General features: G+C 44.6%; 17 protein-coding genes. 5 read left to right on the top strand and 12 right to left on the bottom strand.

The annotated features are described in order from the left end of the window. Positions 1-3 precede the first annotated feature (3 nt). The gene (locus LZZ85_RS15845; RefSeq protein WP_237873914.1) at positions 4-1,659 is read left to right on the top strand and encodes a RagB/SusD family nutrient uptake outer membrane protein; all 1,656 of its coding nucleotides are present in this window, start codon (positions 4-6) and stop codon (positions 1,657-1,659) included. 17 nt (positions 1,660-1,676) lie between these two features. Next, positions 1,677-2,186: a hypothetical protein gene (locus tag LZZ85_RS15840; RefSeq protein WP_237873910.1), complete on the top strand. Its 510-nt coding sequence runs from the start codon at positions 1,677-1,679 to the stop codon at positions 2,184-2,186. A 124-nt stretch (positions 2,187-2,310) separates the two neighbouring features. Here LZZ85_RS15840 and LZZ85_RS15835 read toward each other — a convergent pair whose 3' ends face one another. The 8 genes from LZZ85_RS15835 to LZZ85_RS15800 form a co-directional block, all read right to left on the bottom strand. Further along, positions 2,311-3,153, bottom strand: a complete 843-nt coding sequence (locus LZZ85_RS15835; protein ID WP_237873909.1) for a phosphoribosyltransferase family protein — start codon at positions 3,151-3,153, stop codon at positions 2,311-2,313. 5 nt (positions 3,154-3,158) lie between these two features. Beyond that, the gene (locus LZZ85_RS15830; protein ID WP_237873908.1) at positions 3,159-3,893 is read right to left on the bottom strand and encodes a metallophosphoesterase family protein; all 735 of its coding nucleotides are present in this window, start codon (positions 3,891-3,893) and stop codon (positions 3,159-3,161) included. 2 nt (positions 3,894-3,895) lie between these two features. Next, the gene (locus tag LZZ85_RS15825) at positions 3,896-4,840 is read right to left on the bottom strand and encodes an ADP-ribosylglycohydrolase family protein (protein WP_237873907.1); all 945 of its coding nucleotides are present in this window, start codon (positions 4,838-4,840) and stop codon (positions 3,896-3,898) included. A 2-nt stretch (positions 4,841-4,842) separates the two neighbouring features. Then, positions 4,843-5,397, bottom strand: coding sequence for a riboflavin biosynthesis intermediates N-glycosidase (gene ybiA / locus LZZ85_RS15820; RefSeq protein ID WP_237873901.1), 555 nt, complete (start codon positions 5,395-5,397; stop codon positions 4,843-4,845). 1 nt (position 5,398) lies between these two features. Continuing rightward, positions 5,399-5,809 (bottom strand): ADP-ribosylation/crystallin J1, encoded by a 411-nt coding sequence (locus LZZ85_RS15815; RefSeq protein WP_237873900.1) that lies wholly within the window; start codon positions 5,807-5,809, stop codon positions 5,399-5,401. After that, the gene (locus tag LZZ85_RS15810; RefSeq protein WP_237873898.1) at positions 5,787-6,449 is read right to left on the bottom strand and encodes a DUF4291 domain-containing protein; all 663 of its coding nucleotides are present in this window, start codon (positions 6,447-6,449) and stop codon (positions 5,787-5,789) included. The genes LZZ85_RS15815 and LZZ85_RS15810 overlap by 23 nt, the downstream gene beginning before the upstream one ends. 78 nt (positions 6,450-6,527) lie before the next feature. Further along, a complete protein-coding gene (locus LZZ85_RS15805; RefSeq protein ID WP_237873896.1) occupies positions 6,528-8,000 on the bottom strand; it encodes a nicotinate phosphoribosyltransferase in 1,473 nt (490 codons plus the stop codon). Beyond that, positions 7,997-8,683 (bottom strand): NUDIX hydrolase, encoded by a 687-nt coding sequence (locus LZZ85_RS15800; RefSeq protein WP_237873892.1) that lies wholly within the window; start codon positions 8,681-8,683, stop codon positions 7,997-7,999. The genes LZZ85_RS15805 and LZZ85_RS15800 overlap by 4 nt, the downstream gene beginning before the upstream one ends. Positions 8,684-8,954: 271 nt before the next feature. On the opposite strand from LZZ85_RS15800, the gene LZZ85_RS15795 reads away from it, so the two are divergent. Together LZZ85_RS15795 and LZZ85_RS15790 are read left to right on the top strand one after the other, a co-directional pair. Then, positions 8,955-9,362, top strand: coding sequence for a hypothetical protein (locus LZZ85_RS15795; protein WP_237873890.1), 408 nt, complete (start codon positions 8,955-8,957; stop codon positions 9,360-9,362). Positions 9,363-9,444: 82 nt separating this feature from the next. Then, complete coding sequence (locus LZZ85_RS15790; protein ID WP_237873888.1) at positions 9,445-9,945, top strand: VOC family protein; 501 nt, start codon at positions 9,445-9,447, stop codon at positions 9,943-9,945. A 172-nt stretch (positions 9,946-10,117) separates the two neighbouring features. Here the strand turns inward: LZZ85_RS15790 and LZZ85_RS15785 are convergent, their stop codons facing one another. Genes LZZ85_RS15785 through LZZ85_RS15775 form a run of 3 tightly spaced genes read right to left on the bottom strand, consistent with a single transcriptional unit; the run spans position 10,118 to position 14,221 of the window. Continuing rightward, complete coding sequence (locus LZZ85_RS15785; RefSeq protein ID WP_237873886.1) at positions 10,118-10,786, bottom strand: LytR/AlgR family response regulator transcription factor; 669 nt, start codon at positions 10,784-10,786, stop codon at positions 10,118-10,120. 10 nt (positions 10,787-10,796) lie between these two features. Beyond that, positions 10,797-12,302: a TlpA family protein disulfide reductase gene (locus LZZ85_RS15780; protein ID WP_237873884.1), complete on the bottom strand. Its 1,506-nt coding sequence runs from the start codon at positions 12,300-12,302 to the stop codon at positions 10,797-10,799. A gap of 56 nt (positions 12,303-12,358) precedes the next feature. After that, positions 12,359-14,221 carry a sensor histidine kinase gene (locus tag LZZ85_RS15775; RefSeq protein WP_237873882.1) on the bottom strand — a complete coding sequence of 621 codons (1,863 nt, stop codon included), beginning with the start codon at positions 14,219-14,221 and terminating at the stop codon, positions 12,359-12,361. Here LZZ85_RS15775 and LZZ85_RS15770 point away from each other — a divergent pair. Beyond that, a complete protein-coding gene (locus tag LZZ85_RS15770; RefSeq protein WP_237873878.1) occupies positions 14,202-15,494 on the top strand; it encodes a TraB/GumN family protein in 1,293 nt (430 codons plus the stop codon). The two genes, LZZ85_RS15775 and LZZ85_RS15770, sit on opposite strands and share 20 nt — an antisense overlap. Here the strand turns inward: LZZ85_RS15770 and LZZ85_RS15765 are convergent. Then, entirely contained in the window at positions 15,491-15,847 is a 357-nt protein-coding gene (locus LZZ85_RS15765) for a hypothetical protein (protein WP_237873876.1), read from the bottom strand. The two genes, LZZ85_RS15770 and LZZ85_RS15765, sit on opposite strands and share 4 nt — an antisense overlap. Between the last annotated feature and the right edge of the window lie 164 nt (positions 15,848-16,011).

Raw genomic sequence — 16,011 nt, 5'->3', positions numbered from 1 at the left:
ATTATGAAAAAGATTAACCGATATTTTTATATACTGATTGTTGCGGGTTTTACACTCTCTGCCTGCTCAATTAACCGCACACCGGAAACAAATTTTTCCGATACGGATTTCTGGAATACAGAGACAGATCTGCAGAATGCGGCGAACCGTCTATATCAGCAACTGGCGGCCAACTGGATCGATAACCGTGGCGATGATAATGTCAGCCAGGGCGGACCTAATAACATCAGCAATGGTACCCGCAATATTCCCGGAACCAGTGGTGACTGGAGCGGGCGGTATGACGAGATCTTCACAGCCAACAATATCCTTGAGAAAGGATTGAAAGCCTCTGTTACTGACGCGATCCGGAACCGTTATTTTGGAGAAGCACGTTTTTTCAGGGCATATGCTTACCTCGACCTGGTAATGAAATACGGAGATGTGCCGTTAGTATTGAAAACACTGAGCTATAATTCTGAAGATCTGTTTGTACCGCGTACATCACGTAATGATGTGATGAATGCTATTTATGAAGATCTTGATTTCGCTGCGCAATGGTTGCCTACCCGTGCAGCGTTACCCGCAGCTCAATTTGGCCGCGTAACCAAAAGCACTGCATGGGCTTTGAAAGCACGTGCGGGATTATTCGCAGGTACCTGGAATAAGTTTCACAACGCCGGTGACGCGCAGGCTCATCTGGCGGTAGCAGTTGCTGCTGCGGAGCAAGTTCTCTCCCAGGGACATACCTTGTATCCAAACTATGGTAACCTGTTCCTGCAGGCAGGAGAGGGGCCGGCCAATACAGAGAACATTCTGGTGAAGATATTTGGTGTAAGCAATTCCAATCTCTTCCTGGGGCATAATAACTCAAGAGATCTTGAGAATGGACGTATCGCACCTACACGTAATTTACTTCGTCAATACCTGTATACAGATGGACTGCCTGCATTCAACACGGATAACACCCCGTCCGCAACCAGGTCAACGTTGTTCGTAGCAGAAGGCGCAGAGCCATCTTATAACACGATCCTTCAGAACCGTGATCCACGTTTAGGCTTTACCGTATATCTTTCCGGCGAAACGGCATATAAAGGCCCATGGCTTCCAACTACCACGTTAGGATCGCGTTCGGGCTATGCTGCTAAAAAAGGCTTCAATATCGAAGATCAAACCATCAACGGAGCTGCAACAGTTGATAAGATCCTGATCCGTTATGGCGAAGTATTGATCACCCTCGCTGAAGCGCTTTATGAAAGAGATGGTTCGATAAGTGATGCTGATCTGAATCGTACTGTCAATGCGTTGCGTACGAGAGCAGGGCTGGCAGCGAAGCTGACAAATGCTTTTGCAACAGCAAATAATCTCAGCATGCGCGAAGAGATCCGTCGTGAACGATCAGTAGAACTCGCACTTGAAGGTTTCAGGTATAATGATATCCGCCGTTGGAAAACTGCAGAAACAGTCCTGCCACAATCACTCCTCGGGGCAAAATTTGTGGAGGCAGATTGGCCAGGTACCAATGCAAATACGCTTAATCTGAACGCTGATCGGGTGATCGTTGCAGAAACCGCTGCGACACGGTTCTTCCGGGCGGATCGCGACTATCTCTATCCCGTACCGGTAAATGAGATCAATCTCAGCAAGGGAAATGTTACCCAGAATCCTAATTGGCAATAATCATTAAAAGAAAGATCATGAAGTTTATCAAATATATCGCCTCACTCGTTGTCGGTGGCATTCTCTTAAGTTCCTGCGAAAAGAAAGATTATCCGGCAGGCTTACCTGAATACGAACATCATTACTACGCCATTTTTGTTCCGAATAATAATACCGGCGTTAGCGTGACCCGTAACCAGGCTGCGTTGATCAAGTTCCCTGTTCAGTTTTATTCTACGTTCACACGTAATTATGATGCAGTAGCGAAATATGCTATTGTGAATCCGGCTACAGGTGCAGCTGTACTTGACCAGGATTATTCTATCGTTGATAAGAACGGCAATAAGATCACTCCGGACGGAAATGGTGCTTATTCAATTACATTTCCCAAAGCAGTGCAGGCCACTGATACGGTGTATATCAAGCTGCTGAACAGCGCTGTTGCTGGTACAAGAAGAATGGAAGTGCAGATACAGGAGAATAAAACTGATCAATTCTATGTAGATATTTTCTCAACAGCATTCAGAAGGCCGGTTGAGATCAAGTAAGATCGTGTTGTAAGGGAAAACATACTGATAGTAGCTTCTAAAAAAGGGCAGGGGGATTTCCTCTGCCCTTTTTGCTGCCGGCGGCACCTTCTATCTTAAGCTATTTCACTGTAACAATAAAATATCAGTACAAGTACTTCTCGATTCCAAAACAATTTAAGCCTTCCAGCGGCTTAAAAGAATCCGTACTGTAGATCTCATCCACCGATTCAATTTTTGTACCCTTGCTGAAGATCCCGTGAGAAACAACGAGTATTACTTTTGATGCACCCTTCTCTTTCAGCATTTTCGCAGTACCTGCAAACGTGCCTCCGCCATCGCAGATATCATCGATGATGAAGCAGATCTGCCCGGAAAGGTTTTCTGTCGTCGTCTTGAAACTTGTCAGTGCGCCGGTACGCACATCACGTTCTTTCATGCATTCAACCACATTTTCGACATTCAGGTAATGTGCCAGCTTATGTATCTTTTTTAATGCGCCTCCATCCGGAGAAACCAGTGCATAATCACCACCTTTGTTCTTTGCAAAATAGTCGGTAAGTACATCACTTACATACTCATGGTTTGTGATGGCATAAGAACGGTCGATCAATGCGGTGGAAACTTCAGAGTGAGGATCAAAGATCTTCACCTTCCTGAAATTTGCCTGGTTGATTATTCCGGCCATTACCCTGAGTGAAAAGGGCTCTCCGTCCAGCATTACACGATCCATACGGGCGGCCAGAAGGTAGGAGATATGAAGCTCCACTTTTTCAAACTCCCAGTAATCCAGCGTATTTTTGATAAACAGTGCAAGCAGCAGATCATTCGCGTTGGATACACGGGTGAGAATACGTAATGGCTCTGTTTTATCAAGTATGTTGGCGCTGGCGGTGTCTATCTTTATATGCGGCTGACTATCGGGAAACGTCATAACGCTATACCGGATGTCAGAACGGTCTGGGTTGATCAGGTTGAATGTTTTCATGTCGTTTATTTATGTCTCCCTTTTTCGGAGGGGTAAAGTTTTTGAACAATATCGCTTTGCCAGTATTCTTTTGTATCTGCATCGATAGCTGTAACTGCTCCGGTGAAAGCTGCTCCGGTATCGATATTCCACACATTGGCATAATGCATGGGTGTGTTTACATCATAGTTTGTGGTAGGAGTATGACCAATAAAGATCTCTTTGAAAAGCTTCAGACGTCTTGGATATAATTTACTTTCAGGCATAAGCTCCTTATCCAGGGCCAAAGCAGTTTCCCAAAGTGTGCGATCCCAGAAATATGTGGTTTCATACCGTTCCTTTTCCGGTCCGTGCATGGAGCTGAAACCAGCGTGAATAAAAAGCCGGTTATGTTCATCTGCATAATAAGAGCGCATGCTGTTAAAGAATATAGCGTGCTGTTCTTTCTCTTCCGGAGTATGGTCTTTATATGAATCGACAGTGCTTTGTCCGCTGCCATTGTTGAGCCATTCTTTATCCAAACGTTCATAAGAAAGCCATGCCTCGCACCAGGCGTCATGATTTCCTTTTATAAAAATGCAGAACTGCCTTTTTGAAAGGGCGATCAGGTAGTCGATCACCTGTGCTGATTGTGACCAGCCGTCAACATAGTCGCCGAGAAAGATCAGCAGATCCTCGTCAGTCGGTTTAACCAGATCGATGACCTGCTGAAGAGCTTTAAGCCCACCGTGTATGTCTCCTATAGCGATCGTTCTGCTCATGATTAGTTCGTTTTTACAGAAAGTCTTTCTGCGAGGTCTATGATCGCGTCTTTCCTTGCCAGTATGTTGAGCCATTCCGGCGGAATGCTCTCCCAGCCATATAATAATGCGGCAAGACCTCCCGTTACGGCACCGGTTGTATCTGTGTCATTTCCAAGGTTGACAGCTTTCAATACTGCATCTCTGAAGTTGTCAGTGTTTAACAGACACCAGATGGATGCTTCCAATGTACTTACAACATATCCTGAAGAGGGTATCTGTGATTCTTCAAGAACTCGAAGTTGATCATTCAGGATGCGAACCAGCACCGTTCTTTCTTTTATGGTGCATGTTGCCGTTTCATCGAGGTACTTATTTACCGTGCTGCAGGCAGTTCGCAGCGCATCGCTCATATTCATTCCCTCGAGGATCGCTGATGCGATCTGCAAATAGATAAAGCAGCATAACACCGAGCGGATATGGCCATGCGTAAGGGAAGATACTTCTTTTGTCAGCTGAAATTGCTGATCGACATTTTTTCCTTTGAAAGCGAGAGCAAGTGGAAGGATCCGCATAAGCGAGCCATTCCCATTATCCCCTTCTGTATCTCCACCAGCATTAACAGGATGTGTGCCCCGCGAAAGTCTGTCGATTGCGTAGTTAGTACTGATACCAATATCAAATACTTCACCATGTGCACTCCAGTAGCCATGATTTTTCCAGTTCACAAACGTCTCTGCCAGTTTTGTAAGATCGAATTTCCCTGCAAGTGTTTCGGCCAGGCAGAAGGTCAACGAGCTGTCATCAGACCAGGTGCCGGCAGGTTGATGATGTGTACCGTATCCGATCATTGCCTGAACAGGTTCACGTTTCAGGTATTCCCTCGATTTGAATTCAACAGGTACACCTAATGCATCACCGACTGCGACACCCAGCAGAATATTTTTAGCATTATTATTATTTTCCATCATTATTTATTTTGCATCAGCAGATCACGTACCTCCATCAAAGCATAACCCAGAAGGTTTTCACCTTTCCATTTTGATGGCTTTAATACATCTGGATGGTCCGCTGCCAGTCCGATTCCCCAGATGCTGTCAACCGGGCTGGCTTCTGCAATAACTATGTCTCCTGTACCAACCAGAAAGTTCTCCAAAAGCGGATTTGAAGAGAATTTTGCAAGATTTCCCTTTACCACCAATGGATATTTTTCTTCGTCCCATTTTTGGGGATCAAAGCCAGACACTTCTCTTCCCAGTTTTTTCGCTTCAGGCGCGCTGCCGGCACTGATAATTTTTGTCAGCGTCTGTTCATCATTGAACATACGGGCTTTGCCTGCCATCATCCAATGCTCAGCGGTATGGTAGGTGATCCCATCAACGGTGAAAGAAGATTCCCACCACTGGCTAAAACAGGTTTTAGTGATTTCGCCATTTTTTGAAGGCTGATGTCCCCAAAAAAAGAGAAACCTGATCTGCTCAGATGATTCGGCCTTTTTGATGAGCCATTCATTATGGTATTTCATTTCAAAGAAATTTTATAAGTTCCAGGCTCAATGCCCGATGTTCAGGCATCACAAATTTTTCTCCGAAAAAAGCGTTGACGATAGTGATCGTACCTGATATATGGCGATTGAACTCTTTCAGATCCTCTGCCGGAACCCAAAGTTCATTGTGAATTTCTCCGCCAACGTTTTGCGTTTCATACAACCTGTAGTGTTTCTCTGCGAGGTCGAAACGTGTCACGATGCCACAATAGCCGGAAGATTCATCCTGTGTGTTCCAGTCATTGGCGATCTGCTCAGCATATGGCTGATTGAGGACCGGGTAAAAGATAGGTTGCCAGAAAAGCCGCGGAGGGAATTCCTTCCACCCGGATCCTTCGATCAGTTGCAGCTCTTTTATGCCTACAGGTCTATAAAGCGTTACTGTTTTCATTGATGATGCCTACTTTTCTTTCAATTAAAGGATGGCCTATATTCCACACCGTTTCAACCGGTATCCTAAGCTGATGGAGCTGTTCTTTTTTTAAGAATTGTCTTTGCTCTTCAACGAATGGAGTGATATCATCTATTTGCAGAATATCACGTTGTCCGAAGTTCTTTAACGATGTTCCCTTTAAGCCAAGCTGGATCGCACGTCTTGTGAGTTTGTTTCCAAACGGGTCATGATCCGGATCCCATTGGAGCCTTACTTCTTTGTCAGCAAGTTCATTTTTCCACGCGTCAAAGCTTTCGTGATGACCAGTTCTGAAACTGGAAATAGCAGCATTCTCCAATATCTCAAGAAAGCTTTTCTTTCTGATGCGGATAGCTAGCACTCTTTCCTGGTTTTCTTTAGCCGCCCATCCGCATCTGTACATCATCCAGAGGAAATTCGGTTTGATCCAGGACATGCGGTTGTAACTGAAAGCATTTCCTCCTAAACGTTGTTCCTTTACGGCGTAATCTGCAATAGATGGATTATACGCCTGATAGACAATAATGTCGTTTTCTGTATGCTGGGCAACTATCTGTTGTCCCGAGCGTGGAAGTGAACTGTTTATTGTTTCATAATTCCCAATCTCAATATTCCTCATGATCAAATCTGTCTTTAATTCTGCTCCGGCCGTCAGTGCTGATTTCCGTCCATTCGTGAGTGTTTTTGTCCATTCGCGTTAAAGTTGTGCTTTGACCCGTTTACGTATTTCCTCCAAAGTCAGATCAACTACCAGCTTGCCGTCTTTAAATACGGTTTTCAATTCTCCCTGGGCTTCTTCTTCCCATGTGCATTGATCTTTTAATGCTAATTTTCCATTGTGATCACGATACACCTGCATCAGACCTTTGGCCGATTTTTTTGTGCCGTCATCGGTTTTAGGGTCTTTGTATATATCGCGGCCATCTCCATTTACTTCGCCATACGTAGCTTTCATGGCAAAGCCGAATGTATCACGGGTTACATATTCATAGGTAAAAGAGCCAATTCCCAGAACGACATTATAACTTGCAAATCCTTTTTCTTTTAATCCCGCGAGGATGGACTCCTGTCTTTCTGTTGTGATGCTGTCACCATAGATAAGGCCAATGTGTCCATCAAGCAACTTAAATCCTTTGTCTGTAATGGTGCCGCCAAATGTTTCCCACATGCATTCGATCGCTCCTTTGAATTCAGGAGTTCCTGGTTTTGCGTCTTTATCTCCAATAATGATTTTTACAGGATCACCACTGTCGGGGCGGATCACCACTTTACCGTCTCTTGCAAGGATCTTTTCTTTCAGTTGCGGCAGGAATTCAGTGATCACCTGCCAGAAATCCCATGTATCGCTTACAATAGAAACGATACCGGCAGGATATACTTTAGAGATCAGGCGATCGAAAGTGTTGATCTCATCTCCTTGTGTTCCCATACACATCACGCTATGCTCGGTAGCGGGAACAGACCCGCCGACCAGTTCCTTTTCGCAATCAGCATTGTAGTACTGTTCAAGGAAGTCAATTGCCGGAATTGTGTCTGTACCGGCGAAAGAAAGCAGGTGGCCCGCACCACTCATAATTGCATCTTCGATCCCGCTCATACCCCGGAAAGAGAAATCATGTCCCTGCCATGGGATAAAGCCTTTGTCTTCACCCACTGTTTCATTTGCATATTTGGTGAAGGTTCTCAAATACTGGAATGCAGTTGTTGCAGATGTACAGGGCTTCCAGATGATAGCACTCAATACCGTCTCCAGCATATTGGTTACCCAGAAGAATTCAGGCTTTGTATTTCTGATCGTAAAAATCGGCACTTTCATGGGTACAAGCGTTCCTTCTGGTAGTGCTTTTATTTCAAGAGGGAGATACCCGAGGTCATGAAGCTTTTCAATATGATCATAAGAGATGCTGTCCTTGCCAAGATAATTATCTAATCTTCTTGCGTATGCTTTTATCACGTCATCCTTCGGTTGTTTGAAAAACAATTCATCAAATTGTTTGATCAGGTATTCTTTGATAAAGTATTGCAGACCGAAAAAAACGATCTCATCCACTTCCGGATTGCGGGCCTTTCTTGGTGTAAGGTTAGAGTAAACAAGTGTAGTGCCTTCGGGGTACTGGAATTTGTGCCCGACTTTATAGCCGTCTTTCAGAATAATAGGTGATACTTTCATGACAGGTCAATATTGATTTGAAATTTATTTGGTTTAAGTGCTTTATTGAATTGATACAGATCAGGAGGTCTGTTCTGTAACCCTTCTCGTTTGGATCCCGAGCTTACGAGGTAGTCTGAATCGAGGATCTTCCTACGGAAATTCCTTCGATCGATACTTGTTTGCAGGATCGTTTCATATAACCGGTGCAGTTCCGGCATCGTGAATTCATCATTCAGTAATTCAAATCCTACCGGGTTGTAGAGGATCTTTGCACGAAGGCGCTTAACGGCTGCATCAAGAATGTCTTTGTGATCGAACCCGAGCTTTGGTAATTCATCGATGGAAAACCACTGCACATCATTTGCCATATTTCCTGCAACGATCTCAAATTTCGAGGGATTGATCAATGCATAGTACGCTACCGCGATCACTCTCCCGCGTGGGTCACGTTCCGGGGCATCAAATGAATAAAGCTGTTCGAGGAAAAAGTTATCCATTCCTAATTTGGTATTCAGTACCCTGTTGCAGGTGTCAAGAAATGTTTCTTCCATTTGAAGGAAAGCGCCTGGCAATGTCCACCGGTTTTTAAATGGCTCTTCCTTCCTGTTCAGCAGTAACACATTCAGGCTGTTCTCATAATAGCCAAATACCACAAGGTCCACAGCAAGTGCAGGATTTCGGTATTGATCAAATGCTTTCATCTGTTTGCGTTAATTTGACACAAAGTAGAACTTATTCCTGGAATGTCAAAGTTTTTTTTGATGAAATGCTTTTTGGCAGTGTTTGAATGGATTTGCGCGGAGATGCTAAATAAGTGCAAATGAGCGGGGTTCAACGTCTTTTTCCAGTAAACCGGTAGAAATCCTGAGTGCAATGCAAATACCTGCAGGATCATCCCTGTCTTTGTCGCATCCGGCCCTGCTCCCCCGGTGCGGTATTTGATACCTTGTATCAATAAACAGATATTTTTTTATGGAAACAAGAAAAGTGGATAAAGACATTGTTGTCTTTTATGTGAACGCAGCATCTTTCCCTGATGGCGTGCTGGCTGCACATCAGCAACTTCATTCAATGGTGCCTTTCAGCCGGGAACGAAAGTATTTTGGTGTTTCCCGCCCGGATGATGGTATCATCCGGTATAAAGCAGCTGCGGAGGAATTGACTCCGAATGAGGGCGCGTCGCTTGGTTGTGAGACGCTGGTACTGCGCAAAGGAGATTATTACAGTATCACGATCGTCAATTTTATGAAAAATGTTTCCGCGATCGGGGAAGCATTTCAACAGATCCTGGAGCTGGAAGATATAGATCAGGAAGGGTATTGTGTGGAGTGGTATTATAATGACAATGATGTCCATTGTATGGTACGAAAGGCAGATTGAGGAATCATGCCTTTGTCGTATCGGCACATCAGAGTAACGTTTCGTCAAAAACAGCTTTGCATAACAACAAAAATAGAAACTCATGGCAACTTTCAAACGGTTTACCAACAGCCTCTGGTTTGATACCCGGGCTGAAGAAGCGGCGAACTTTTATGTAGGAATTTTTAAGAATTCTTCTGTCGGGCGTATTGCTCATTACACGGAAGCCGGTAAAGAAATTCATGGCAAAGAGCCGGGGTCTGTTCTTACCGTGGAATTTGAACTGGATGGTCACCGTTTCCTTGCTCTGAATGGCGGCCCCATCTTCAAATTCAATGAGGCGATATCATTTGTAGTCAACTGTAAGGATCAGGAGGAGATCGATTATTACTGGGACAAGCTTAAGGAAGGCGGTGATCCAAAAGCGCAGCAATGCGGCTGGTTAAAAGACAAGTTTGGCGTTTCCTGGCAGGTGTCTCCCATTGCGATTGAAGAGATGGCGGTGGATCCGGACAAAGAGAAGGTAAACCGCATGATGGCCGCACTGATGCAAATGAAGAAGCTTGACCTGGCGGAATTGGAAAAGGCATTCAATGGTAAGTAGGTGTTTTGAGCCACCTGTTTCACTTTCGCAAATGGAAATTTTGTTTCATTCCAGGGCTATCGTGCCTTATATTATTTCCACCTTCCCGGTTTATTGTACCGGGAAAGTGGAAATAATATAAGGTTGAGCCTTCAGGCAGTTTAAGTGGCCATACCGAAGTTTGTCAACTTGATTAAAGGTTGAATCCATATCCTGCACCAACTGGTAAAGCCATCTCTTCGCAATACACTGTATTTTTTTCAATACGGCTGATGTGCTGTTTCCCCGCTATATATTGCCGGTGTATCCTCACAAAATCTTCTGGTGGTAACATGGCCATGGTTTCCGCCATTGTTGAGCGGGACAGAAGTTTTTTTTGTCCCTGTAGTACGAACTGCACATAGTTACCAGCGCTTTGAATATAAATGATCTCGTTCAATTGCACTTTTACCTGTTCATACCCTGTTTTGATAAAAAGAAAGGCGTCTCTTTTTGCAGCGGAGCGAAGTTCGAGCCAGTCTTTCGCCTTCAGGCAGGCTTTCAAAAACCGCTCGGTGGAAAAGGGCTTCAACAGGTAGTCGAGTGCATCAAGTTCAAAACTTTGAACGGCATGTTCACTATGCGCTGTAGTGAATATGGTTGGTGGTGCGGGATTTAACTGTTTCAGAAAATCGATCCCTGAAATGTCCGGCATCCGGATGTCAAGAAATAGAAGGTCAACTTTATTGTCATTTAACCAGCTCATTGCTGCATCCGGATCTGTAAAGCACTGTTCCAATTGAATGAACGGAATGGAACGGCAATGCTGCCGGATCACTTCCAGTGCAATGGGTTCATCATCTATTGCGATCGCTTTTATCATTGCAACAAATCTATAAAGCCTTTTCGAGTTGTGTGTATAATTTTTCACGGGAGCTGGGTCGTTCAGCTTCAGGACTGATGATCTTTCCCGCACGGTCAAACAGAACATAGGTAGGATAGCCGGATGCAGACCCACCCGCTTTTTTGATCTCTTCCCAGATCGGCTGGATCTCTTCCCTGCTCATCCGGTAGTGCTCTCCTTCAATATTGAAATAGGCGATATATTCTTTCCATGAGTTTTCCTTTAGTGGGTCATCCATATCAAGATAAATGAATACCACATCTTTTCCCGCAAACTTTTTCTTCAGATCTTTTACATATCCCATTTCAACGCGGCAGGGGCCACACCACGTTCCCCATACATCCAGATAAATCAATTTACCGGTATATGGTTTTACAAGATCACTCAAATTGCTGACGCTTCCGGGCTTGATATAGCGGATCTTGTCGTTACTGTTGTTTTGTGCGAGCTTCCTGGAGATCTTTGACATCTCATCGCGTGCACCTGGAAGATAGGGGCTATTCGGATAATAGAACTGCATCGTATCAAGAAGGTAATATCCGGCCGAGAAACTTGCATCGTTTGCGGCGTCCATGATCTTATTATAGAGGATCTTGTCTCTGATTTGAGCAGGGGAGTAAATGCGCGCATACAGCCAGTCCACAATATATCGTTCTCCATATTTTTTCACCAGGCTGTCTGCTACTCTGAATGGAACATGCAGGAATTTCTCAAACTCTTCAGGCAGCGTTGCTTTGTTTTGTTTTGCTTTTCTTGCCATACTATTGACAGCATATTGAGATTGCCTGCTCATAGACATGTTTGCATAAAAGCCGCTGATCAGCGTGAGACTGTCTGGTTTTTCCTGCCACTCCATGGCGAGTTTAAGAAGTGTGTCCTCATCCGGATTTTTCGCCCATCTGAGCGTATTGTTGGTAAAATCATTTAAGTAGCATTGATAGGCATATTTTGTTTCGCTGATCAACAATGCTTTCAGATCTTCAGGAATGGAACTTTTGGTAATTGTCTTTTCAACTTCACTGATCTCTTTATTAATAGGTGTAATGATCTTTTCATTCCATTCTTTAAGAGTTATTTTTCCGTAAGGATGATCTTCGATATTGCCTTCGGCAAAAAATGGTCTTTCAGTGAGAATGCTTTTTTGTATTAACTGGTTTTCTATCGCGGCTGTTGATTTGAAATTGATATGTGCAGTACTGTCGACCTTAATATCTGCATGCAGGTTGCGGCCGGGACTTAACAGGATGCGTTTTTGCCATTCGTCTGTTTTGAGCAAAGCAAAGGTCGGATGCGATACCGGCACCGTTTCTTTGAATGATCCTGTACCCGATGCGGAAAGTATCATTGATGGAAGCCGGTAATGACCATCAGCCGTCAGCAGGATCAGCTGAACAGGCAATTGTCTTGTTGTTTGAATTGACCCTGTGATCACACACTGGGCTCCGGAGACTTTGAACAGCAAATTGATAAGCAGGGCGAGGCAGGACTTTTTCATGTCTATAAGAGTTTGTTGGTAAAAGGATAAGCTAATGGTTAATGGCAACGGAGGCATCAGGTAAGTTGAATAAACAGCCTGATCTGGAAGGCGGCATCATCTTCATGTACCTGCAGTGTGTATTTTTCCGGATAGATCAGCTGCAATCGTTGTTTTACATTTTCCAATCCAACACCTGAATGTTCTTCCTCTCCCGGGCCGGCAGTTTTTGGATGACGGCTGTTTACAACATCAAGGTAGATGCCTTTCGTATCACAGTGGAATTTGATAATTATATAAGACGGTTTTGTCAGCCTGATCCCATGTTTGAACGCATTTTCAATAAATGGGATCAGCAGCATTGGCGCAACAGAGTAGTCGCATTGCGATTCACTGATCGACGTTTCTATTCTTACCCCGGGTGTATTCACGATCCTCAGACTTTGCAAGGCAATATAGTTTTGCACATATTCTATCTCTCTTGTCAATGGAATACTGTCGCGGTGATTTTCATGCAGCATAAATCTCATCATATCTCCAAGCCGCTGGATCCCGTTTGAAGTTCTTTCTGCATTTTCCTGTAGTGCTGTTCCATACAGCGTGTTAAGCGTATTGAACAGAAAGTGTGGATTGATCTGTGAACGAAGGAAGGCAAGATCAGCAGTCGTTTGTCCCAGTTTCTGCTGTAATTGTAGCAACGTGGTGATCTTTTCCCTTTGTTGCAGATAGAACAGCCAGGAGATCGATGTTGCGATCAGCGTCATAAACACGAACGTGGCCAGGAATATGGATGGAGGAGCGAATTGGCCGGAGCCAAGCATCAGGCAGAACCATGCAATCAAAGTCAGTATAAATGGCGCGATCGAAAGCTCCATCACCTTTTTTAAAGATGAAAGACCCTTTTTGTGATGCCGGGGGAAGATGACATACAGGTTGATGAAGCATACCACGATCACCGGCAGAACGAAGAATACGTAAAATATTGCCGGCCCATCTGCTTTAAAAATTCCGAATACACCGGCGAATATCGCTACTAATATATACAGGAAGGCGGTGAACGTGATCCGGTTACAAACCATGATCCGAAACTCATTGTTTTCCTTCCCGCTTTCCAGCCAATTGATCAACGACTCTCTGAACCCGAGATAAGCGATATAGACAAGACTAACAGTGGAGCTTGCATAGATGCCGGATTTACGGGCATCAAATCTCGCTTGCAACTCGGTCACGTTTGTTGGTATGAGATAGTGATATTGCACGTAATAGTGAAGCGAGAAGGAGATCATCAGCAATATCCAACTGCCGAAGAATGAGCCTGCGAAGATCCAGCCACGTCGCCGGTCTTTAATGTAGCGCGGGATCAGGAATCCGTTGATGACCAACAGCAGGAGAAAGGGCAAGGTATAAAGCAGCAGGAATGGGACCGTATAACTCGATTTGATGATATGCCCCTGTCCATTCATGATCGTTCTTACATATTCCCTGTCAGGTGACATTAAATTATCGATCACCAAAAGAAGAAAAGTAAAAATCGCGAAAAACATTTCCTGCTGTCTCCACCTTATTTTCATGGCTGTAATTCTTTCTGCAAGAATAATCCAACCGTTTTTATCCTCAGAAAACATGTGATGAACAGGTAAGAAGCTGTGACGGATACCTGCCTGCTGGCATACCATAAGAGGTAACGCACAATCAGATCCCGGGCTGCCATAATTGGGTACACTGCACTCAAAACGGCTTATTCCCGTTCCCTCCGCATCCGGGTCAGGTTTCCGGTATGGTGAACGCTGCCAGCACGCCACCCTGGTCTGCAGCTTTCTTTTTTCTTCCGCAAGGACGTTGGCAGACAGTGTTCCTGTTCTTAATTCATTTCCTATATTTGGCAATAGCCTGACGTCTGCCTGCCGCAAAACACACACTATGAGATCTTTTATCGCCATTACCTTCCTGTTCGCTTCATTGAACGCCTTTTCGCAGGCCGATTCATCCGGGAGCTTTGTTTGTAACAACGCTTCCGTGCTGGACACAAGTAATATCGCCAACAAACTGTTTGATGCAGATTTCTATAAAAACCAATATTTCCTGTTTGGCGAAAATCATGGAGTCGCAGCACCGCTGGCGGTAGATCTTGCACTGTTCAAAAATCTGTATCAGCAAGCCGGCGTGCGATTTTATGTTGCAGAGATGGACGCTACTAAAGCATGGTTGATTAATAAATACCTGCAAACGGGTGATACGAGCTCACTCTCCAAGGTGTTTCGTAGCTGGAAGGCCGATACGGCGCAATGGGCAAGCCAGGAGAACTACCGGAAGTTTCAGGGCTTGCAAAAGTTCTATCGTGAACTACCCGCTGGTCAGAAATTCCAGGTGATCGGACTGGATGTTTTCCAGGATTACTCTCTCGTTCATGAACATGCAGTATATCTTACCGAAGGTCTTAAAGACGTGTCGCTTCGGAAGTCGGTCGATTCTTTATTGAAGATCACGCAAGGGGCTACAAACGATGACCGGGCCGGGTTGAATGAATACGCAAGAAGATTATTACCCCGGTTGATCGCCCAGGAATCCAAAGCAAAAGCAGAGATGAAGGATCGCTACCCGGCTTTTAAGCATTTCGTGACAAGCCTGGGTTTCATCGGAGCCGGGATGACAAGGGATAGCATCTTTTACCGGAACCTCGAGAGTCTTCTTGCGATCAATAATTGGGAAGATAAAAAAATGTATGGCTTTATCGGGTATTTTCATACGCTTCAAACGGGGTATAATAACATAGAGCCATTTGCATCCTTACTGGTTAAGCATAAAAAAGCAACCGGTAAGGTTGCTTCTATGCAAATGATGGTGTTTGAATCAAAAATGATGATGCCAATTGTCGCGCCGATCAAAACAATGATGCCAAAGCCGGTGATCGAGAAATTCATCAGCGAAACACCTGGGTTTCCGACAGATCAGCGTTACGTCCCTTATACTCTTTCCAATGACAACTCCATGATGCTGATCAAAGGAATTCAGGAGTTGAAAGCCTGCTCAAAGCCCAATGCGATCACACTATTCAGGCTGACTGGCGAAAACAGTCCGTTTAACCGGTCAGACGATCTTGCAATTATCAGCGGCTTTCAATCCCTGAAGCCAACAAATCAGGCCGTTGTTACATCAAAAATTTTCCAGTACGTTATCCTTTTCAGAGGGAGCGGACCGGCGACCCCGCTTTAAAGCAGGGTTATAAAATAGATCACCAGAGATATATTAACGATAAGGCTGGCTAACATCATAGCCATGATCCAGCGCATAGGAGACTGAGCCAGTACAAGGGCGTCCGCCATAAAAGCGAAAAGGATCCCGGCGCCAAATGCAAAAGGAGAAGCGCCGGCCATACCTGCCACGCAGATCATGATCGCGGCAAAAGTTACCTGTAAAAAAATTGCAGTAGCGGTGATCCCGATCCTGTTCTCTTCCCAAACAGGAGATTTTGCTTTGATCCAGGTATTGAGCCCGCTGAATACAGAAACTCTGTCAGCATGAAGAGAATGATTGTGGTTCAGTGCAGGAGCAGTATTATGTTTCATGATTGATAAGTTTTATGACACAAAGCTATACCCTTGACCAGCGGAGGGAAATGAGGAACGTTATCCGGTGACATGATCTTGATCATGTGTTCAAAAAAGTTATGAAATTCAAGAACTTAATAGGTTACCAACAGGAGAGTTGAGCCTGCTGTTGAGGATTAGAC

The organism is Terrimonas ginsenosidimutans (genome assembly GCF_022012415.1).
Lineage (GTDB): Bacteria > Bacteroidota > Bacteroidia > Chitinophagales > Chitinophagaceae > Terrimonas_A > Terrimonas_A ginsenosidimutans.
This window is presented reverse-complemented; position numbering and strand designations above follow the sequence as displayed.